This window comes from Streptococcus sp. ST16 (genome assembly GCF_046098135.1).
Lineage (GTDB): Bacteria > Bacillota > Bacilli > Lactobacillales > Streptococcaceae > Streptococcus.
This window is the reverse complement of sequence record NZ_JBJUSE010000010.1, coordinates 59,628-78,627: the sequence shown is the minus strand read 5'-3', so window position 1 is coordinate 78,627 and position 19,000 is coordinate 59,628. Positions and strand designations below refer to the sequence as shown.

At 40.9% G+C, this 19,000-nt stretch carries 19 protein-coding genes; 2 read left to right on the top strand and 17 right to left on the bottom strand.

Annotated features, from left to right (window positions below):
* Positions 1 to 94 precede the first annotated feature (94 nt).
* The gene (locus tag ACIY14_RS07220; RefSeq protein ID WP_007519706.1) at positions 95 to 2,071 is read right to left on the bottom strand and encodes a peptide ABC transporter substrate-binding protein; all 1,977 of its coding nucleotides are present in this window, start codon (positions 2,069 to 2,071) and stop codon (positions 95 to 97) included.
* A 176-nt stretch (positions 2,072 to 2,247) separates the two neighbouring features.
* Between ACIY14_RS07220 and ACIY14_RS07215 the strand changes: the two genes are divergently transcribed.
* Positions 2,248 to 3,261 (top strand): lactonase family protein, encoded by a 1,014-nt coding sequence (locus ACIY14_RS07215; RefSeq protein WP_409002091.1) that lies wholly within the window; start codon positions 2,248 to 2,250, stop codon positions 3,259 to 3,261.
* 43 nt (positions 3,262 to 3,304) lie between these two features.
* Here the strand turns inward: ACIY14_RS07215 and ACIY14_RS07210 are convergent, their stop codons facing one another.
* The 11 genes from ACIY14_RS07210 to ACIY14_RS07160 form a co-directional block, all read right to left on the bottom strand.
* Positions 3,305 to 3,724 (bottom strand): F0F1 ATP synthase subunit epsilon, encoded by a 420-nt coding sequence (locus ACIY14_RS07210; RefSeq protein ID WP_000940837.1) that lies wholly within the window; start codon positions 3,722 to 3,724, stop codon positions 3,305 to 3,307.
* 10 nt (positions 3,725 to 3,734) lie between these two features.
* Positions 3,735 to 5,141 carry a F0F1 ATP synthase subunit beta gene (gene atpD / locus ACIY14_RS07205; RefSeq protein ID WP_000094371.1) on the bottom strand — a complete coding sequence of 469 codons (1,407 nt, stop codon included), beginning with the start codon at positions 5,139 to 5,141 and terminating at the stop codon, positions 3,735 to 3,737.
* A gap of 85 nt (positions 5,142 to 5,226) precedes the next feature.
* Entirely contained in the window at positions 5,227 to 6,105 is an 879-nt protein-coding gene (locus ACIY14_RS07200; RefSeq protein ID WP_000301231.1) for a F0F1 ATP synthase subunit gamma, read from the bottom strand.
* Between the two features lie 15 nt (positions 6,106 to 6,120).
* On the bottom strand, positions 6,121 to 7,626 hold the full coding sequence (gene atpA / locus ACIY14_RS07195) for a F0F1 ATP synthase subunit alpha (RefSeq protein ID WP_000996624.1): 1,506 nt from the start codon (positions 7,624 to 7,626) through the stop codon (positions 6,121 to 6,123).
* Positions 7,627 to 7,640: 14 nt separating this feature from the next.
* Positions 7,641 to 8,177 carry a F0F1 ATP synthase subunit delta gene (locus ACIY14_RS07190; RefSeq protein WP_000358986.1) on the bottom strand — a complete coding sequence of 179 codons (537 nt, stop codon included), beginning with the start codon at positions 8,175 to 8,177 and terminating at the stop codon, positions 7,641 to 7,643.
* Entirely contained in the window at positions 8,177 to 8,671 is a 495-nt protein-coding gene (atpF, locus tag ACIY14_RS07185; RefSeq protein ID WP_000558551.1) for a F0F1 ATP synthase subunit B, read from the bottom strand. Before atpF ends, ACIY14_RS07190 begins: the two co-directional genes overlap by 1 nt.
* Before the next feature lie 13 nt (positions 8,672 to 8,684).
* Complete coding sequence (atpB, locus tag ACIY14_RS07180) at positions 8,685 to 9,398, bottom strand: F0F1 ATP synthase subunit A (protein WP_000392854.1); 714 nt, start codon at positions 9,396 to 9,398, stop codon at positions 8,685 to 8,687.
* A gap of 34 nt (positions 9,399 to 9,432) precedes the next feature.
* Positions 9,433 to 9,633: a F0F1 ATP synthase subunit C gene (locus tag ACIY14_RS07175; RefSeq protein WP_001054552.1), complete on the bottom strand. Its 201-nt coding sequence runs from the start codon at positions 9,631 to 9,633 to the stop codon at positions 9,433 to 9,435.
* Positions 9,634 to 9,874: 241 nt separating this feature from the next.
* On the bottom strand, positions 9,875 to 10,186 hold the full coding sequence (locus ACIY14_RS07170; RefSeq protein WP_409002090.1) for a CHY zinc finger protein: 312 nt from the start codon (positions 10,184 to 10,186) through the stop codon (positions 9,875 to 9,877).
* A gap of 14 nt (positions 10,187 to 10,200) precedes the next feature.
* A complete protein-coding gene (locus tag ACIY14_RS07165) occupies positions 10,201 to 11,487 on the bottom strand; it encodes a peptidase U32 family protein (RefSeq protein ID WP_409002089.1) in 1,287 nt (428 codons plus the stop codon).
* 138 nt (positions 11,488 to 11,625) lie between these two features.
* Positions 11,626 to 12,324, bottom strand: coding sequence for a GntR family transcriptional regulator (locus tag ACIY14_RS07160; protein ID WP_000936179.1), 699 nt, complete (start codon positions 12,322 to 12,324; stop codon positions 11,626 to 11,628).
* A gap of 140 nt (positions 12,325 to 12,464) precedes the next feature.
* On the opposite strand from ACIY14_RS07160, the gene guaA reads away from it, so the two are divergent.
* A complete protein-coding gene (gene guaA / locus ACIY14_RS07155) occupies positions 12,465 to 14,027 on the top strand; it encodes a glutamine-hydrolyzing GMP synthase (RefSeq protein WP_409002088.1) in 1,563 nt (520 codons plus the stop codon).
* 82 nt (positions 14,028 to 14,109) lie between these two features.
* Here guaA and ffh read toward each other — a convergent pair whose 3' ends face one another.
* The 5 genes from ffh to ACIY14_RS07130 all read right to left on the bottom strand — a co-directional run bounded on the left by ffh (position 14,110) and on the right by ACIY14_RS07130 (position 18,927).
* Positions 14,110 to 15,681 (bottom strand): signal recognition particle protein, encoded by a 1,572-nt coding sequence (gene ffh, locus ACIY14_RS07150; protein ID WP_409002087.1) that lies wholly within the window; start codon positions 15,679 to 15,681, stop codon positions 14,110 to 14,112.
* 19 nt (positions 15,682 to 15,700) lie between these two features.
* Complete coding sequence (locus ACIY14_RS07145) at positions 15,701 to 15,916, bottom strand: hypothetical protein (protein WP_045617008.1); 216 nt, start codon at positions 15,914 to 15,916, stop codon at positions 15,701 to 15,703.
* Between the two features lie 2 nt (positions 15,917 to 15,918).
* Positions 15,919 to 16,251, bottom strand: coding sequence for a putative DNA-binding protein (locus tag ACIY14_RS07140; protein WP_000402068.1), 333 nt, complete (start codon positions 16,249 to 16,251; stop codon positions 15,919 to 15,921).
* 142 nt (positions 16,252 to 16,393) lie between these two features.
* Positions 16,394 to 17,590, bottom strand: coding sequence for an elongation factor Tu (gene tuf / locus ACIY14_RS07135; RefSeq protein WP_001040717.1), 1,197 nt, complete (start codon positions 17,588 to 17,590; stop codon positions 16,394 to 16,396).
* A 227-nt stretch (positions 17,591 to 17,817) separates the two neighbouring features.
* Positions 17,818 to 18,927 (bottom strand): AI-2E family transporter, encoded by a 1,110-nt coding sequence (locus ACIY14_RS07130; RefSeq protein WP_000489822.1) that lies wholly within the window; start codon positions 18,925 to 18,927, stop codon positions 17,818 to 17,820.
* Positions 18,928 to 19,000: the final 73 nt, after the last annotated feature.

Sequence of the window (19,000 nt, the reverse complement as noted above, 5' to 3'; positions counted from 1 at the left end):
AAAAGGACTTAGTCCTGTGCAATACAGAACTAAATCCTTCACTTAAATTATTTGTCTAACTTTTTGGGGTCAGTACACAATTGAGGAGATTTATTTAATCTTTAATATGACTTGATAGTTGTTTTTGGTATTCTTCGTTTGATTTTGCTTTTTCTTCAGCAAATTTCTTACGGAATTCTTCCATTTCTTTACTTGTCACAATCTTATCTTGAATCTTCAGATATTTATAACTGTTTTCACCTGTTTTATCACCGACCCAACCATCTGCTCCTGTTCCTGGAACTTTCTTTGTAACAAGCATTTGGGCACCGTCAGAGTTAACAGGGATGATCAAAGCACTATCTGTCAACCATGCTTGAGCTTTAGCATATTTTGAATAGCGTTTTTCGAGATCTGTTTTCTCACTGTTTGCATCATCAAGTAATTCTTTGTATTTATCCAATCCTACTGCCTTAATGGCTGAACTATCTGATCCTGGTGCAATACCAAGTGCTCCAAGAAGAGTTGGTCCAGATGTTGGATCAAATGCATCAAGATAGGTTGATGGATCTGCATAGTCTGGGCTCCATCCACTGTTTGGATTGATATCCCAGTCGATATTGTCTTTTGAAGTTGCAAGAACGGTCATACTTCCCAATTCATCATCAGAAACTTGTTGGATATCAACCACTACATTTTCAACTCCAAGAGCTTCCTCTATTGATTGTTTATACGATTGAGCTTGACGTACAAAATCTGTTTGAGTAGAGGAAACTGGCAAGTCCAAATGAATAGGGAACTGAACACCGTCGGCTTGAAGAGTTTTCTTAGCCGCTTCAAGTTTGGTTTTAGCTTTCTCTACATTATGAAGTGAATCTTGTGCATCATCTAGGCTAACATCGCTCCAAGCAGTATCCAACTTGTCAAGTTCTGCTTTTGTTACTTGACCAAAAGATTGATCTCCAATTTGAACAAACGTTGGAGGTGTAAAGCTAGTACGTAATTTACGAGGGGCAACTTCATCACCAAATACTTGAGAGACAGCAGCCTTACGATCTGCTCCAAAAGCCAAGGCTTGGCGGAAATCTTTGTTCAACAAAGCTTTCTTAGTAGATGTCTTTTCTTCGTCCGTTGTTTTAGAAGTATGGTTATAGGCTACACGATCAATATTAGTTGAAATGTAGTAGCTACCTCCTCTTTGTTGACCATACACAATGTTGTCTTTGTATTTTTCTTTAAATCGCTCATAGTTCGCAGAATTCTTAAAGAGGGGAGCTGCTGGGTAGTGGCCTTCATCAAAACCACGACCAAGAGAGTCTGCATCTTGACCATCAAAGAAGGTTAATTTTATATCATCAATGAAAACATTTCCTTTATCCCAATAGTTTTGGTTTTTCGTCATCTCGATTGAAGATTTTGATGTGAGACCTTTCAGAAGGTAAGGACCATTGTATAGAATACTTGTAACATCAGTAGGTTTACCAAAATCATCCCCTTTAGAGGCTAAAAAGTCTTCATTGATTGGTGCTAAAACACCCATCGTTGTCTTGGAATTCCAGAAAGATTCAGGATTATTAAGCGTATAAACAAGAGTATAATCATCTGTCGCCTTAATTCCAACAGTAGAAAAATCATTTGTTTTCCCGTTAATATAATCATCTAACCCTTTGATTGAATCCTGTACGAGATAGAGGGCTTGTGATTTCTTAGCGACAGCATGTTTCAAACCTGTCACGAAATCCTGAGCCTTTACTTCACCATATTCCTCGCCTTCATTAGTGTACCACTTAATCCCTTTCCGGATTTTATAGGTGTAAGTCAAACCATCTTTAGAAACACTCCAGTCCTCTGCTACAGACGGCACAAGATTTCCATATTGGTCATTCTCAAGCAAACCATCGATGACATTCCCAGTCACCTGTTTGGTACTGGAATTTCCAGAAACTGTATAGTCCAAAGTTGCAGGATCCGATGAGAAGACATAAGTATAAGTCACAGGTTGGTTAGCATTTTTACCACCAGACGAACAAGCTGCTAGTAGTGCTGATGACAACACTGCTACTGCAGCCGTTAGAAAAATACGTTTTTTCATAAGACACTCCTTTAAATCAAATATATGATTATTATATCACTTTGATTTTTGAAAGCAAGGTAAAAACTAAATAAATCCCCCTAAGATGTTTTCTGTAATTTTCAAAAAATGATGAAAGTCAGTTAAGAATTTCATTTTGTGGTATAATGAACTTATCATTATTAAGAGGTATGGACATGAAAGAAACTGTTTATTTTGGAACTTACACTCGTCGCTTATCTAAAGGGATTTACAAAGCTGATTTTAATACAGAAACAGGCCAGCTTGAAAATCTTGAACTCTTTGCTGCTGAACCAAGTCCGACCTACCTTGCCTTTGACCAACAGCAACACTTATACACCGTAGGGAACCAGGATGGCTTGGGTGGAATCGCTGCTTACAAGACCGACGGCACTTTGTTAAATCATGTGGTGGAAGAAGGCGCTCCTCATTGTTATGTGGCAGTAGATGAAAAACGTGGTCTTGTTTATGGGGCCAACTATCATAAAGGTCAAGTTCTAGTTTATAAACGTCAATCGGATGGTAGCCTCATCCAAACAGATCTAGATCAGCATAGCGGACAAGGTCCTCATGAAAACCAATCTTCCCCACATGTACACTTTACGGATCTAACACCTGACCAGTATCTCGTCACATGTGATCTAGGAACGGATGAAGTAACGACCTACGATGTTAGCCCAGAAGGAAAACTAAGTAAACTCTACACTTATCACAGCCAAGCTGGAGCAGGTGCTCGCCACATCGTTTTCCATCATCATTATAAGATTGCCTACCTCATCTGTGAACTCAACAGTACCATTGAAGTCTTGATTTACGATGGTGTTGGTGAATTTGAACGCATGCAAGTCATTTCGACTTTGCCAGATGGATATGAGGACTTTAATGCTACTGCTGCCATTCGTCTTTCAAAAGACGGCAAATATCTCTATGCATCAAACCGAGGTCATGATTCCATTGCTGTATTTAGCATCATAGCTGATGGTAGTCTGGAGTTATTAGAAATTGTGCCCAGCCACGGACAAAATCCGCGCGATTTCAATCTTACTCCTGACCAAGAATTTCTAATTGCAGTTCACCAAGATTCAGATAATGCAACCGTCTTTAAACGTAATCCCGAAACTGGTCGATTAGCTGAGCTTTCTAACGATTTCCAAGTTCCCGAAGCCGTTTGCATCACATTTAAACATTAATGTAAAATAAAAATGAACTTGCTTAAGCAAGTTCATTTTTATTTTATAGTTTATTTCCGACATTGATACGGTTAATGGCGCGTTGCAAAGCAACCTTAGCTCGCCGTTCTTGGTCAATCAAGTGTTTATCTTGTGCTTCTTCAATCTCACGTTCAGCACGAAGTTTAGCACGTTGGGCACGGCTAATATCGATATCACGAGCACGTTCTGCTGAGTCTGCTACAATAGTAATGATGTCATTGGCAATCTCGATAATTCCTCCGTTCACTGCAATCCAGTTCACATGAGTATCGTCATCGATTCGTTTTACCTTTACTTCATCAACCGCTAAAACCGCAATCATATTTTCATGTCGTGGCAAGATCCCCATCTCACCATCCAGAGTTCGTACCGATACAAAGCTGGCATGGTGATCATAGACGAGGCCATCTGGTGTCACGATCTGGACTGTTAAATGAGCCATAGATCACCTCTTAAAATCCCATTTTCTCAGCTTTTGCAATCACATCTTCGATTGAACCGACACCACGGAAGGCATCTTCTGGTAGATGGTCATGTTTTCCTTCAAGGATTTCCTTAAAGCCGCGAACTGTTTCCGCTACTGGTACATAAGAACCAGGTTGACCAGTAAATTGTTCGGCAACGTTGAAGTTTTGAGACAAGAAGAACTGGATACGACGGGCACGAGCAACCAAAGTCTTTTCTTCATCAGAGAGTTCATCCATACCAAGGATAGCAATGATATCTTGCAATTCATGGTAACGTTGAAGAACACGTTTGACCTCAGCAGCAACTGCATAGTGCTCCTCACCAACAATCTCAGGTGCCAAGGCACGAGAGCTTGAAGCAAGTGGGTCAACGGCTGGGTAAATCCCCAACTGTACCAACTTACGTTCCAAGTTAGTTGTTGAATCCAAGTGAGCGAAGGCCGTTGCTGGCGCAGGGTCAGTATAGTCATCCGCTGGCACATAGATAGCCTGGATAGAAGTTACAGAACCCTTCTTAGTTGAAGTGATACGCTCTTGCAATTGACCCATTTCCGTAGCAAGGGTTGGTTGGTAACCAACGGCTGAAGGCATCCGACCCAAAAGGGCAGATACTTCTGAACCAGCTTGAGTGAAACGGAAGATATTATCGATAAAGAGAAGCACATCTTGGCCTTCTACATCACGGAAATATTCGGCGATTGTCAAGCCAGTAAGGGCAACACGCATACGTGCTCCAGGTGGTTCATTCATCTGACCAAATACCATGGCTGTTTTCTCGATAACACCTGATTCTTTCATTTCCCAGTAAAGGTCGTTCCCTTCACGAGTACGTTCCCCAACACCAGTAAATACTGAAATACCACCGTGTTCTTGGGCAATATTGTGAATCAATTCTTGGATCAAGACAGTTTTACCAACTCCGGCACCACCGAAAAGTCCAACTTTACCACCTTTTAGGTAAGGGGCAAGAAGGTCGATAACCTTGATCCCTGTTTCCAGGATTTCAGATGAGGTAGACAATTCATCAAAAGTTGGAGCTTTCTTATGAATTGGCTGACGCTCAGCGTCTTCAGCGAAAGGAGCATCCAAGTCGATGGTATCTCCCAAAACGTTGAAGACACGTCCCAAAGTTTCTTTACCTACTGGAACAGAGATTGGACGGCCTGTGTCCAAAACTTCCATTCCACGAGTCAAACCATCTGTTGATTCCATGGCGATCGTACGAACCATACCATCACCCAACTCCAAGGCTACTTCAAGGACGATTTTTGTTTTTCTTTCGTCATTTTTGTAGACGACAAGTGCATTATTAATCTCAGGAAGTGTTTCCCCTGCTGCGAACAAGACGTCGACAACGGGTCCAATAACCTGAGCAATTTTACCTGAACTCATCTCCTTCTCCTATTCTATATAAGATACTGTCGGTTCCTAGTTCACCTAGGTCCTAAGTTCATTTTGATACGAGGGAGGCAAAGCCTTATTCTAAGGCACTAGCCCCCGCTACAATTTCTGTAATTTCTTGTGTAATCGCCGCCTGTCTGGCACGGTTATACTGGATTGTCAAATCATTGATGACTTTCTTGGCATTATCAGTTGCCGTTTGCATGGCTGTCATACCTGCAGCATTCTCAGCTGTCTTGGCATCGATGATAGCCCCGTATATCATACTTTCTGCAAACTGAGGTAACAACTGCTCTAGAATCTCATCACGACTCGTTTCCAACTCAAAGGTCAAGCTATACTCTTCATCCGCTTCATTTGGATCTAAGTCAACAATCGGCAGCATTTGTTCCACACGCATTTGACTTGTGAGAGTATTGACATGATGGTTGTAACAAACATAGAGTTCATCAAAAAGTTCATTTTGATACATTTCAATCGTTTTTGAAATAATTTTACGAACTTCATCAAAACTAGGTTGATCTGCCAAGCCACGTAGTTCATAGATTGGCTGAATACCACGAGCCTTAAAGAAATCAGCTCCCATACCACCAATACAGATTATCTCAAAACCTGTACCATCTGGATGGTATTCTTCTTTCAGCTCCATCACAGCTTTAAGGATGGAAGCATTATAACCTCCAACCAAGCCACGGTCTGAAGTAATAACGATATAGCCTGTTTTCTTAACTGGACGACTAATGAGCATCGGATTGGTAGAACCACCAGATCCGTTACCATGCAGAATATCCGTCAAAAGCTTACGAACCTTCTGAGCATAAACTTGAAAGTTGCGTGCTGCTTCTTCAGAGCGACCTAACTTGGCAGCCGATACCATTTGCATGGCATTAGTGATTTGACTAGTATTTTTTGTTGAGGCGATTTTTGTTTTAATATCATTTAGAGATACTGCCATCTGACACCTCTATTCTTATTGGAAGCTGGATTGATTGAGAAACTCTGTAATCGCAGCATCCAAGACTGCTTCTTCTGGCAAGTCTTTTGTTTCACGAATAGTTTCCAAAATCTCTGGATGCTGTGCATCAAAGAAATCATGAAACTCTTCCTCAAAACGAACAATGTCATCTACAGGAATCGTATCCAAGAAACCATGTGTCAAAGCATAAAGAATGGTTACTTGTTTCTCAACAGGTAATGGTTTGTGAACTGGTTGTTTCAGAACTTCAACGGTACGACGTCCACGATTTAACTTAGCTTGAGTAGCCGCATCCAAATCAGAACCAAACTTAGTGAAGGCTTCCAACTCACGATATGAAGCAAGGTCGATACGAAGTGTACCAGCAACCTTCTTCATAGCTTTGATTTGTGCAGAACCACCTACACGAGATACAGATGAACCCGCATCGATAGCTGGACGAATACCCGCATTGAAGAGACCATCGCCAAGGAAGATTTGACCATCTGTGATTGAAATCACGTTGGTTGCGATATAAGCAGAGATATCTCCTGCTTGTGTCTCGATAAATGGTAGAGCTGTGATTGAACCACCACCAAGTTCATCAGAAACCTTAGCTGAACGCTCAAGCAAACGGCTATGAAGGTAGAAAACATCCCCAGGGAAGGCTTCACGACCTGGTGGACGACGAAGCAAGAGGGAGAGTTCACGATAAGCGACCGCTTGTTTTGAAAGATCATCATAAACGATCAAAACATGCTTTCCTTGGTACATAAACTCTTCTGCCATAGCAACCCCAGCATAAGGAGCTAGGAAGAGCAATGGAGAAGGTTGTGAAGCAGAAGCTGTCACAACGATTGTGTAGTCCAAGGCACCGTACTGACGAAGTGTTTCAACTTGCGTACGAACAGTTGACTCTTTTTGTCCAATCGCTACATAGATACAGATCATATCTTGACCTTTTTGGTTCAAAATAGCATCAATAGCGATGGTTGTTTTCCCTGTCTGACGGTCACCGATAATCAACTCACGTTGACCACGACCAATCGGAACAAGGGCATCAATAGCTTTCAAACCTGTTTGCAATGGTTCTGATACGGACTTACGTTGCATAACACCAGGAGCCGGCGCTTCTACTGGACGAGACTTATCAGTATGGATTTCTCCAAGACCGTCAACTGGACGACCAAGTGGATCCACAACACGTCCAATAAGGCTCTCACCAACAGGAACTTCCATGATTTTACCTGTACGACGAATGGTATCGCCTTCACGAATATCTGTAAAGTCACCTAGGATGATAATCCCAACGTCTGTTGACTCCAAGTTTTGCGCCATTCCATAAGAGCCGTTTTCAAAAATCAACAGCTCCCCACTCATGGCATTTTCAAGGCCGTGAGCACGCGCAATTCCGTCCCCGATATAGGTTACAACACCTGTTTCAGATACATCAAAATTGGGTTTGAAATTTTCAATTTGTTGCTTAATTAAAGCGCTGATTTCTTGTGCGTTAATTGCCAAAAGAACACCACTTTCTATTTCAAATTTTCTTTAACAACTCGAAGTTGTTGTTTAATACTCACATCAATTGTCTTGTGATTAGCAAAAATGACAAAACCACCAATGAGTCCTTCATCAATTTGTTCTTTGACGCTCCGCACTTTCAGAGACATTTTTTTCTCTATCAATGGGAGCAGACGTTCCTTCTGTTCATCTGTTAAAGGATGGGCTGAAGAAATCGTGACTACAAAACGATTGGTCTCTTTTTCAAGGCGATTCAAACAATCTGCAATTACTTCATAAAAAAGATTTGCTCTGTGGTTGTAAACCAGAACTTGAATAAAGTTTTGCATTAAAGGTGACACAGAGTCTTGAAAGAAACGAACTGTTTTTTCCTTATCTGACTCATCGACTGCCACCTGAGCTAAAAAAGAAGGTAAGCCCGTTTCTTCTGCGACTTGCTTGATTTGATCCAAGTCTGAAAAAATCCGGTCCTCTTCTCCTTTTTCAATCACTAATTGGACAAAAGGCATGCTGTACTTTTCAATGACCTTTGCTGTTTTCTTGTCCATTAGGCTTCTCCTAGCTGATCGATATACTGATCAATGAGTTCCTTATGGGCATGACTGTCAAGGTTTTGTGAGATGATTTTCCCAGCTAGACTAACTGTCAAATCTGCCACCTCGCCCTTAACACTTTGTAAAGCCTCAGCTTTGTTTTGCGCAATTTCTTGGTTAGCTTTTTCTTTCAAGCGACCAGCTTCTAGCTTAGCTTCAGCCAAAATATCTGATTTACTCTTTTCAGCTGTCTCTTTAGCATTTTCAATGATAGTTTTAGCTTCACTACGACTACCTGCTAATTCATCTTCTCGCTTTTGGGCAAGAGTCTCTGCTTTTTGACGAGCTTGTTCAGCGCCATCAATATCAGCAGCAATCTTTTCAGCTCGTTCTTCAAAGATACTCGTCAAGTTTGACCACGCGTATTTTTTGACTAAGACGACCAAAAGGATAAAAGAGCCAGCGATTAAAATAAAGTTACCAATCAATTCACCTACTGTTACGTGCATCATTTACTCCTTTCTACTCTTCATCATTAATTTTATTTCCTAGATACATTGAAGACAAGACTGTGAATACATAGGCCTGAACACAGGAAATAAACACAGAGAATGCCGTCCAGACAAGATTGGTAACAAATGCGACTGGATACCAATAAAGAGCCTGATGAGAAAGAGTAATAAGCAAGCTTGCCATCACTTCTCCGGCAAAGATATTCCCGAACACCCGCAAAGCAAGTGATAGGAAATTCGTGACTTCTTCAAGGAGATTCATCGGTGTCATAAAACCTGGGGTTACAAAACCTTTTAGATATTTTTTAATACCACGACGACGAATTCCTTCTATATGGGTCATCAGGATAATTCCAAATGACAAAGCCAAGTCAAACTGGAGATTTGCAGTTGGCGATGTCCAAAGGTTTGTCCCATCTGTAGTTTGAAGTTTCGCCATCAAACCAAGATTGTTTGCGATAACCATAAAAAGAAATAAACACAGGTAAAAGAGTGAGTAATCTTTCATGTACCGAGAACCTACGTTGGGTTCTGTAAATCCGACTACAAAGTCATAGAGATACTCTAGTACATTTTGCTTTCCTTTGGGTTTCACAGTCATATTACGACTTGCCCAATAGATAAAGCCAAAAATCAGTGCCACAGACAACAAAGTCAATGCTGTCAAGGTTAAATCAAAGGTAACAGGACCAATATTGATGGTTGGATTGATACTTTCTTCCATCTAGAATCCTCCCTTTTCCATTTTATACTTCTCTTTATTTGATGATAAATGAAAATACGAGAGTTACAAAGAATGTTCCTTCGATAAAGGCGATCCCCATGATCATCAAACTACGCAATTGTGGGATGATATCTGGTTGGCGTGCTGCAGACTTGAACAAACCGTTCATCAAAAATCCTTCTGCAAGGGATACACCCATACAGGCAAGACATAGACCGAAAAATGTTAAATTCATGATGAATTCTCCTTTTATTTAAAATTTACTTACTTAGTTTAGTCCTAAAATTTGTTTTTGTCAACTTTTTACTTACGTTGGAAGCGTTTCAGATGATTTATTTCTATTTTTGCTATTTTTATACCACTGGATAGATAAGTTTCTCATTTTATGATGAAATGTGTTTCCACTTTTTCTATATTTTCCGAAATAATCCGAAATAAATTGAAAAATCCAAGTTTAGAACTTGGATAGATTCATTTTATTTGAAATAGTAAGAATAGTGTTGTTTACACCCTGAATTGAATGGAGATTTGCAATAAGGGCAGGTTATCCGCTTTTGATATTCTTGAAATGTTATTGTCCTCTTACAAACCCCACATAAAATCGGTCGATCCTCGGTAAGCGTCAAGGGGTAGGGTGAAAACAAATGCGTTTCTATAGCATTGTGGCACTGATAGCAAGCATAGTATTTTTTACACTCATAGCACTGGAGGGAAATAATATCCTTTTCACCATGATAGTGAACACATCTGCTTTCATTATCTACCAACAATCCTTGCACTTGAATCATTCCCTTTTCCTTATCTAGGCACGAACTGTGACGCTGGTTCCATCTTCCTTATAGAGATTGATAAGACCTTCCTTGAGAGCGCGGACCATGTCACCTGCCTGAACAGGTTGTGGAACCTTGATTGTCAAGAGTTCCATTGGATTTGGAGCTCGGTCGATTTTATTGCCCTTAGAATCGTGAAGATTTTCAATATAGGTTTCAAAATGACGGAAACCTGGTCCGTAAAACTCAACTTGATCGCCTTCATTGATAACATTCCGTTGACGAATGGTTGCTGTCTGGGTTGCTTCGTCATAAGAAACAACTTCAGCAACAAACTTGTATTCAGGGATTTTACGACGTGCACCAAACAACTGTTCATTTTCTGTAGGTGTGCCATAGTAGAAACCTGTTGCCAATTCACGTTGGGCAACTTTCCACATTTCATCCACCAAGTCCTGTTTGATAGCTTCAAATTTCTCAGGACTTTCAAGATAAGCATCCACAGCCGCCTTGTAACAATTGGTTACAGTTGAAACATAGTGAATAGATTTCATGCGTCCTTCAATCTTGAGACTATCCACACCATTTTCAATCATATCTGGAATATGATCAATCATGGACATGTCAACGGCTGACATCGAAAATTCTTCAGGAATTTCACCTTTAAGACTCTTGCGTTCTTGACCAAAAGGCATGTCGTAAAGGTCGTATTTCCAACGGCAAGACTGCGAACAACCACCACGGTTGGCATCACGCATACTCATGTGGTTTGAAAGCGTACAGCGACCTGAGTAGGAAATACACATGGCTCCATGTACAAAGGCTTCAATCTCTACGTCTGTGCGTTTGCGAATCTCTGCCAATTCTTCCATTGAGACCTCACGCGCCAAAACGACACGAGTCAAGCCCAGTTCTTTCCAAAATTCAAGCGTTTCATAGTTCGTCGCACTGGCTTGGGTAGAGAGGTGGATTTCAAGACCTGGTGCTTCTGTTGCTGCAATCATAATCAAGGCCGGATCTGACACGATAACTGCCGCAATCCCAATGTCACGCAACTTACGGAACCACTCACCAGCCCCAGCTTCATTTCCTTCGTGCATAACCATGTTGGCAGCTACATAGACCTTGGCACCATACTTGGCAGCGAACTGCACGCCTTCTTCCATCTGTTCAAAGGTGAAGTTTCCTGCACGGCTACGAAGACCATAAGCTTGTCCACCTATAAAAACAGCATCAGCTCCATACCGAACAGCCACTTTTAGCTTCTCTAAAGTCCCTGCAGGCGATAAAACCTCAGGACGTTTTAATGTTTTTGTCATGTTTTCTCCTATTTGCAATATAAAAGTTTGACGTTTTTCCTTCTCATTTTATAGTAAATAAAGGATAAAATCAAGTCTAGACAGATTGTTTTGACAATTCTAATCTTTTAAGAAAACAAAAAAACTAGCCTTTCTAAACTAGTTATTTTCAAGATAAAATTCAAAGCGTTCACCCACGTATTGACTCTTTACATATTCAAAAGCTGTCCCATCTTCAAGATAAGAAACCTGAGTCAAGGCTAAAATCGCATGCCCCTTTTCGACTTCTAGATAGTCAGCAATTTTTTCCTTAGCCAATCTCGCATAAATAGTCTGTTGGGATTTGCCAATCCGGTAGCCATACTGCTGCAAGGTTTGAAAGAAGTGACTGGTGATTTCTTCTTTTTTGAAATCCTTAATAAATTTCTCAGGAATGGATGCGACTTCATAGACTAGTGGAACTTGGTCAGCATAACGCACCCGTTCCATGCGGATAATATTCTCTGTTGGAGTAATCCCCAGCTTTGCAACCTCTTGCTCATTTGGAATGGTTCTTCTGTAAGAAATGAGTTGGCTGGAAGGTACTTTCCCCTGAGATTTGACAATCTCCGTAAAACTGGTTGTTCCTCGCATTTTTTCTTGGACACGAGTGCTAGAGACAAAGGTTCCACTTCCTACACGACGCTCCAAAACTCCTTCCTCGACCAAGAGAGAGATAGCTTGGCGTAATGTCATCCGGCTAACTTGAAACTGTTCAGCTAAATCTCGCTCACTTGGAAGCCTCTCTCCGATTTTCCAATGGTGCTCATCTATATCCTTCTTGATCTGATCGTGGATTTTCATATAAGCTGGTAACATGATTCTCACTTCTTTTCTTTATTTTCTCCATTGTACCGTATTTGCTAAGAAAAAGTCAAACTTTGCCTTGTTCAGTTGGTAATTCGTCCCTATTTGTGATAGAATATTGAAAAAGATATTTCTTTTGAGAAAGGAAAAAGATGAGCAACATTTCAACTGATTTACAAGATGTCGAAAAAATCATCGTGCTGGACTATGGTAGCCAATACAACCAGCTGATTTCACGCCGTATTCGTGAAATTGGTGTTTTTTCAGAGCTAAAGAGTCACAAAATCTCAGCTGCAGAGGTTCGTGCGATTAATCCTGTAGGGATCATCCTCTCTGGTGGACCAAACTCTGTATACGAAGATGGTTCATTTGATATTGACCCAGAAATTTTTGAACTTGGCATTCCAATTTTAGGAATCTGCTATGGTATGCAACTTTTAACTCATAAACTTGGAGGAAAAGTTGTTCCTGCAGGTGATGCTGGTAACCGCGAGTATGGCCAATCACCACTTACTCATACCACTTCTGCCCTCTTTGAAGGGACTCCTGAAGAACAGATTGTTTTGATGAGCCATGGCGATGCTGTTACAGAGATTCCAGCTGATTTTGTTCGTACTGGTACTTCTGCTGACTGTCCTTATGCAGCTATTGAAAACCCAGAAAAACACATCTATGGTATCCAATTCCACCCAGAAGTGCGCCATTCTGTATACGGAAATGATATCCTTCGCAACTTTGCCCTTAACATCTGTAAGGCTAAAGGCGACTGGTCAATGGATAACTTCATCGACATGCAGATTCAAAAAATTCGTGAAACAGTCGGTGATAAACGTGTCCTTCTCGGTCTATCTGGTGGTGTTGACTCTTCTGTCGTTGGCGTTCTTCTCCAGAAAGCAATCGGCGATCAATTGATCTGTATCTTTGTAGACCACGGTCTTCTTCGTAAAGGGGAAGCAGACCAAGTTATGGACATGCTTGGTGGTAAGTTTGGTTTGAATATCGTCAAAGCAGACGCTGCAAAACGCTTCCTTGACAAACTTGCTGGCATTTCTGACCCTGAACAAAAACGGAAGATCATCGGTAACGAATTTGTTTATGTCTTTGATGATGAAGCAAGCAAGCTAAAAGATGTAAAATTCCTTGCTCAGGGAACGCTTTACACTGACGTGATTGAGTCTGGTACAGATACAGCCCAAACCATCAAGTCACACCACAACGTTGGTGGTCTTCCAGAAGATATGCAGTTTGAATTGATTGAACCATTGAACACTCTTTATAAAGACGAAGTCCGTGCTCTCGGTACAGAGCTTGGTATGCCAGACCACATCGTATGGCGCCAACCATTCCCAGGACCAGGTCTCGCTATCCGTGTCATGGGTGAAATCACTGAAGAAAAACTAGAAACTGTTCGTGAGTCTGATGCTATCCTTCGTGAAGAAATCGCTAAAGCTGGACTTGACCGTGATATCTGGCAATATTTCACTGTCAACACAGGCGTTCGTTCAGTCGGTGTTATGGGTGACGGTCGTACATATGACTACACCATTGCCATTCGCGCTATCACTTCTATCGATGGGATGACTGCTGATTTTGCCAAAATTCCATGGGAAGTCCTTCAAAAAATCTCAGTACGTATCGTAAACGAAGTTGACCACGTTAACCGCATCGTCTACGATATTACAAGTAAACCACCAGCAACCGTTGAGTGGGAATAGGCCAATCGCACTTAAAAAGAACTCTGAATCAGATACAGAGTTCTTTTTTATATGCAGGGAAAGCATTTCTGCTTTCCTTTTTTTATTTGCGTTTCTTCTTCGCTTTTTTCATTTTGTTGGCCATGCGTTTCATAGACTGTTTCATGGCGAATTCGCCAATTTTACCTTTAAGTCCGCCACCAAACATCTGGGTCATATCTGGCATGCCTGCTCCTCCAAGAGCTGACATATCGGGCATTCCACCTTGTCCCATCATGCCTTCAAGGGCTGACATATCCATCCCTCCCATATTTGGCATATTTTTAGGGAGGTTATTTGGATTGATTCCCATCTGCTTCATCATCTTGTTCATATCTCCAGACATGACACCCTGCATGAGCTGTTTGGCCTGGTTAAAGTCCTTGATAAATTTATTGACTTCGACAAAGGTATTTCCAGAACCCGCAGCGATACGACGGCGACGACTAGGATTTAACAAATCAGGATTTTCGCGCTCTTCGGGTGTCATGGAAGATACAATAGCACGTTTGCGCGCAATCTGGCGCTCATCCACCTTCATATTTTGAAGGGCAGGGTTGTTAGCCATACCTGGAATCATCTTGAGCAAGTCTTCCATTGGTCCCATGTTTTGCACCTGATCCAATTGATCAATGAAATCATTAAAATCAAAGGTGTTTTCACGCATCTTTTCAGCCATTTCAAGGGCTTTCTGCTCATCGTATTCCTGAGAAGCTTTCTCAATCAAGGTCAGCATATCCCCCATGCCAAGGATACGGCTTGACATACGGTCTGGGTGGAAGGTCTCGATATCTGTAATCTTTTCACCCGTACCAGTGAACTTGATAGGTTTACCAGTGATGTGGCGAACAGACAAAGCCGCACCACCACGAGTATCCCCATCAATCTTGGTAAGGATAACACCAGTCACTTCTAACTGAGCATTAAACTCACGGGCAACATTAGCCGCCTCCTGACCAATCATGGCGTCCACTACAAGTAGAATTTCGTTTGGTTGGGCCAATGCTTTTACGTCATGAAGCTCATTCATTAGGAGCTCATCAATCTGTAAACGACCTGCCGTATCGATCAAGACATAGTCGTTATGATTGGCTTGTGCTTGCTCCAAACCTTGACGAACAATCTCAACAGCTGACACTTCTGTTCCAAGTGCAAAGACTGGAACATCAATCTGCTGTCCAAGTGTTTTCAACTGATCGATGGCTGCTGGACGATAAATATCTGCCGCAATCATCAAAGGACGAGCATTTTCTTCCTTCTTAAGTTTATTAGCCAGCTTACCAGCAAAGGTCGTTTTACCAGCCCCTTGCAAACCGACCATCATGATAATGGTTGGAATTTTTGGTGACTTGATAATTTCTGCCGTATCGGAACCTAAAACAGCTGTCAATTCCTCATCAACGATTTTGATAATCTGTTGGGCAGGATTAAGGGTATCAATGACGTCGTGCCCTACTGCACGCTCACGAACTTTCTTGATAAAGTCCTTCACAACAGGCAAAGCAACGTCGGCTTCCAGCAAGGCCAAGCGTATCTCTTTGGTTGCTTCCTGGACATCAGCCTCAGAGATTTTTCCTTTTTTACGTAGATTTTTAAAAACGTTCTGTAAACGTTCTGTTAAACTTTCAAATGCCATTTTTTTCTCCTATGTTTCATTAATTCGGTGGAAAACGTCCAAAATCTTGTAAACAAACAAGTTCTTCTGGAGTGACTTCTTTCATTATCTCATTTGGATATCCCCAACAGCTAAATCCCTCTTGAAGAGCTCGAGAGATAGAATCAGGCGAGAGGATTTGTAGTCTTGTGGGAAAAGGAGCCTCAGCAGCTAATAGTTTACAGGGTATACCTTTGTAGATGACTATACTCCCCATACTTATTCTCTATTATCAATGCTTGTTAAAACTTCTATCTGCTCCTGCAGAAAATCATCCTTGGGATAGCGCTCCAAGATCTGGTCAAAAATCTGACTGCGGACAATATAGTCCGAATACATGTGCAATTTCATCTCATAATCTTCTAGAATCTTTTCCGTCCGCTTGATATTATCATAAACAGCTTGACGACTGACACCGAACTCTTCAGCAATCTCCGCAAGACTGTAATCATCTGCATAGTAGAGTTCAATATAATTCATCTGCTTATCTGTCAAAAGCGCAGCATAAAATTCAAAAAGTGCATTCATGCGATTGGTTTTTTCGATTTCCATAACCTTTATTATACCAAAAAATCTATCATATCGCTATACTAGAAGGCCTTCTTACAAAAATAGAACTAAAAAAAGAACCTTGCAAAGCAAGATTCTTTTAATGTCTGACTTAAATAATTGTTCTTCTGGGAACTTAATCGAATTAAGCTTCGATTTCTGTAACCATACCTGAACCAACAGTACGTCCACCCTCACGGATAGAGAATGTAGTACCTTGTTCTACGGCGATTGGGTGGATCAACTCAACGTCGATAGTCACGTTATCACCAGGCATTACCATTTCAGTACCTGCTGGAAGTTCGATTGAACCTGTAACGTCAGTAGTACGGAAGTAGAATTGTGGGCGGTAGTTGTTGAAGAATGGAGTGTGACGTCCACCTTCTTCTTTAGTAAGGATGTAGACTTCACCTTTGAATTTAGTGTGTGGGTTGATTGAACCTGGTTTAGCGATAACTTGTCCACGTTCGATTTCGTCACGTTGAATACCACGAAGAAGGACACCTACGTTATCTCCGGCAAGACCTTCATCAAGTTGTTTACGGAACATTTCAACACCAGTAACAACTGCTTTTTGAGTTTCGTCTTTGATACCAACGATTTCGATTTCGTCGTTGACACGAACAGTACCACGGTCGATACGTCCTGAAGCAACAGTACCACGTCCAGTGATTGAGAATACGTCTTCGACTGGAAGAAGCAATGGTTTATCTGTATCACGTTCTGGTTCTGGGATGTACTCATCAACAGTATCCATCAATTCCATGATGATATCTTCGTATTTAGTATCACCTTCAAGTGCTTTAAGAGCTGAACCTTGGATAACTGGAAGATCGTCACCTGGGAAGTCGTATTCTGACAAGAGGTCACGGATTTCCATTTCAACCAATTCAAGCAATTCTTCGTCGTCTACCAAGTCAACTTTGTTCATGAAGACGATAAGGTGTTTAACACCAACTTGACGTGAAAGAAGGATGTGTTCACGAGTTTGTGGCATTGGTCCGTCAGTTGAAGCTACTACAAGGATAGCTCCGTCCATTTGAGCGGCACCAGTGATCATGTTTTTAACGTAGTCCGCGTGTCCTGGAGCGTCGATGTGAGCATAGTGACGTTTTGCAGTTTCATACTCAACGTGCGCAGTGTTGATAGTGATACCGCGTTCGCGTTCTTCTGGAGCAGCATCGATAGACGCATAGTCTTTAGGTTGGTTAACTGCTGAAGGCAAGCGACGTGCCAAAACAGTTGTGATAGCTGCAGTCAAAGTAGTTTTACCGTGGTCAACGTGTCCGATAGTACCAATGTTAACGTGTGGTTTACTACGATCGTATTTTTCTTTTGCCATTTGAGTAAAAGCCTCCAATAAAATATATTTTATAGATAGACAGTAGGCAATACAGTCTAACTTTCCTTACTATTTTATCAAATTTCTGCTAAATTGCAAGTGTTTTACACATATTTTGTGAATTAATCTGAATCTTACAAAGTGCTGTTCTTCTGCTTCTTTATACAATTCAAGCTTATTTCATTCTAGCGGTATTATGCTCACAAAAAAATCAGGTTTCCCTGATTCTAAATGGATTCTGATTTTTCCAGCTCTTTAGCTTCCTTATGATTTTCATATAATTTCGCCAAGAACTTAGTGATTTCTTTAAGAATAGAGTAGGTTGGCACTGCTACAATCATCCCTATGACGCCGTAGATATTACTTGATAATAAGAGAAGCACCAAAATCGTAATCGGGTGTACTTTCATAACCCCTCCAACGATACGTGGATAAAGAACGTTCCCATCGATCTGCTGAATAATAAGCATATAAGCAACCGCAATCAACATACGATGAGGATCCGTGAACACATTGGCAATCACCATTGGAATCAAGCCAATACTTGGGCCAACATAAGGAATCAAATTTGCGATTCCAGAGAAAATAGCAAAAACTAGTGCGTACTTTAATCCGATAACGCTATAGCCAATATAGGCTAAACATCCAATAATAACCGCATCAATCGCAATTCCACTGATATAACGTGCTATAGTTGTATTGAGATTGGTTAAAAGGCTAGAAAGATTCAATTTGTCATGTTTTAAGACGGTACGTTCCAACATTGGTAGCAACTTATGACCATCCAACAAGAAATAAATCAAGAATACAGGGGTCATAATGAGAATCAGAACAGTACTAAACAAGGCTGAAAGAACGCTTCCTAAACTGTTGCTGACGCTATTCAGGATATTCTGGAGGATATCCACATAGGAGAGGTTAAGTTGTTGAATGGTTTGTTGAATATCAATATTTTGGAAGACCGGATTCATCGACAAATCAATAATCAAATCTTGTAGTCTACTATAGATATTTTGACTAGAAATAATCAAGCTGGTCAGCTGATTAATCAAAATTGGCAAGAGATAGACAACCCCTACAACGATGGCACCAATTAAAGCACAGAGAGTGACCAAGACACCAATTAGACGATTGATCTTACATCTCTTTTCCAAAAAGGTAACGATTGGATTGGTAATGTAGTAAAAAAATCCACCAAGCAAAAATGGAATCATGATGGTATTCACAACCGTCACGAAAGGAGTAATAATCGCTCCCATCTCTCTCCAAAGATAGAAAATCAGTGTTAATAATAAAATTTCAGCTGTCCAAAAAAATAATTTGTTTCTACGGAACATAGGCATCCTCCTCTATTTATTTTATCATATTTCTTCAAAAGATAAGATGGCTTTAGTATAAAAGCGAGAATAT

What these genes read in the sequence shown, in the direction of transcription:
- tuf (WP_001040717.1), bottom strand. Translation starts at nt 17,590, where the DNA reads ATGGCAAAAGAAAAATACGATCGTAGTAAACCACACGTTAACATTGGT.
- ACIY14_RS07190 (WP_000358986.1), bottom strand. Translation starts at nt 8,177, where the DNA reads ATGGACAAGAAAACAGCAAAGGTCATTGAAAAGTACAGCATGCCTTTT.
- ACIY14_RS07170 (WP_409002090.1), bottom strand. Translation starts at nt 10,186, where the DNA reads ATGATTCAAGTGCAAGGATTGTTGGTAGATAATGAAAGCAGATGTGTT.
- ACIY14_RS07145 (WP_045617008.1), bottom strand. Translation starts at nt 15,916, where the DNA reads ATGGGGAGTATAGTCATCTACAAAGGTATACCCTGTAAACTATTAGCT.
- ACIY14_RS07175 (WP_001054552.1), bottom strand. Translation starts at nt 9,633, where the DNA reads ATGAATTTAACATTTTTCGGTCTATGTCTTGCCTGTATGGGTGTATCC.
- ACIY14_RS07140 (WP_000402068.1), bottom strand. Translation starts at nt 16,251, where the DNA reads ATGGAAATCGAAAAAACCAATCGCATGAATGCACTTTTTGAATTTTAT.
- atpF (WP_000558551.1), bottom strand. Translation starts at nt 8,671, where the DNA reads ATGCACGTAACAGTAGGTGAATTGATTGGTAACTTTATTTTAATCGCT.
- ACIY14_RS07210 (WP_000940837.1), bottom strand. Translation starts at nt 3,724, where the DNA reads ATGGCTCATTTAACAGTCCAGATCGTGACACCAGATGGCCTCGTCTAT.
- ACIY14_RS07130 (WP_000489822.1), bottom strand. Translation starts at nt 18,927, where the DNA reads ATGTTCCGTAGAAACAAATTATTTTTTTGGACAGCTGAAATTTTATTA.
- ffh (WP_409002087.1), bottom strand. Translation starts at nt 15,681, where the DNA reads ATGGCATTTGAAAGTTTAACAGAACGTTTACAGAACGTTTTTAAAAAT.
- ACIY14_RS07160 (WP_000936179.1), bottom strand. Translation starts at nt 12,324, where the DNA reads ATGTTACCAGCTTATATGAAAATCCACGATCAGATCAAGAAGGATATA.
- ACIY14_RS07200 (WP_000301231.1), bottom strand. Translation starts at nt 6,105, where the DNA reads ATGGCAGTATCTCTAAATGATATTAAAACAAAAATCGCCTCAACAAAA.
- ACIY14_RS07220 (WP_007519706.1), bottom strand. Translation starts at nt 2,071, where the DNA reads ATGAAAAAACGTATTTTTCTAACGGCTGCAGTAGCAGTGTTGTCATCA.
- guaA (WP_409002088.1), top strand. Translation starts at nt 12,465, where the DNA reads ATGAGCAACATTTCAACTGATTTACAAGATGTCGAAAAAATCATCGTG.
- atpB (WP_000392854.1), bottom strand. Translation starts at nt 9,398, where the DNA reads ATGGAAGAAAGTATCAATCCAACCATCAATATTGGTCCTGTTACCTTT.
- atpD (WP_000094371.1), bottom strand. Translation starts at nt 5,141, where the DNA reads ATGAGTTCAGGTAAAATTGCTCAGGTTATTGGACCCGTTGTCGACGTC.
- ACIY14_RS07165 (WP_409002089.1), bottom strand. Translation starts at nt 11,487, where the DNA reads ATGACAAAAACATTAAAACGTCCTGAGGTTTTATCGCCTGCAGGGACT.
- ACIY14_RS07215 (WP_409002091.1), top strand. Translation starts at nt 2,248, where the DNA reads ATGAAAGAAACTGTTTATTTTGGAACTTACACTCGTCGCTTATCTAAA.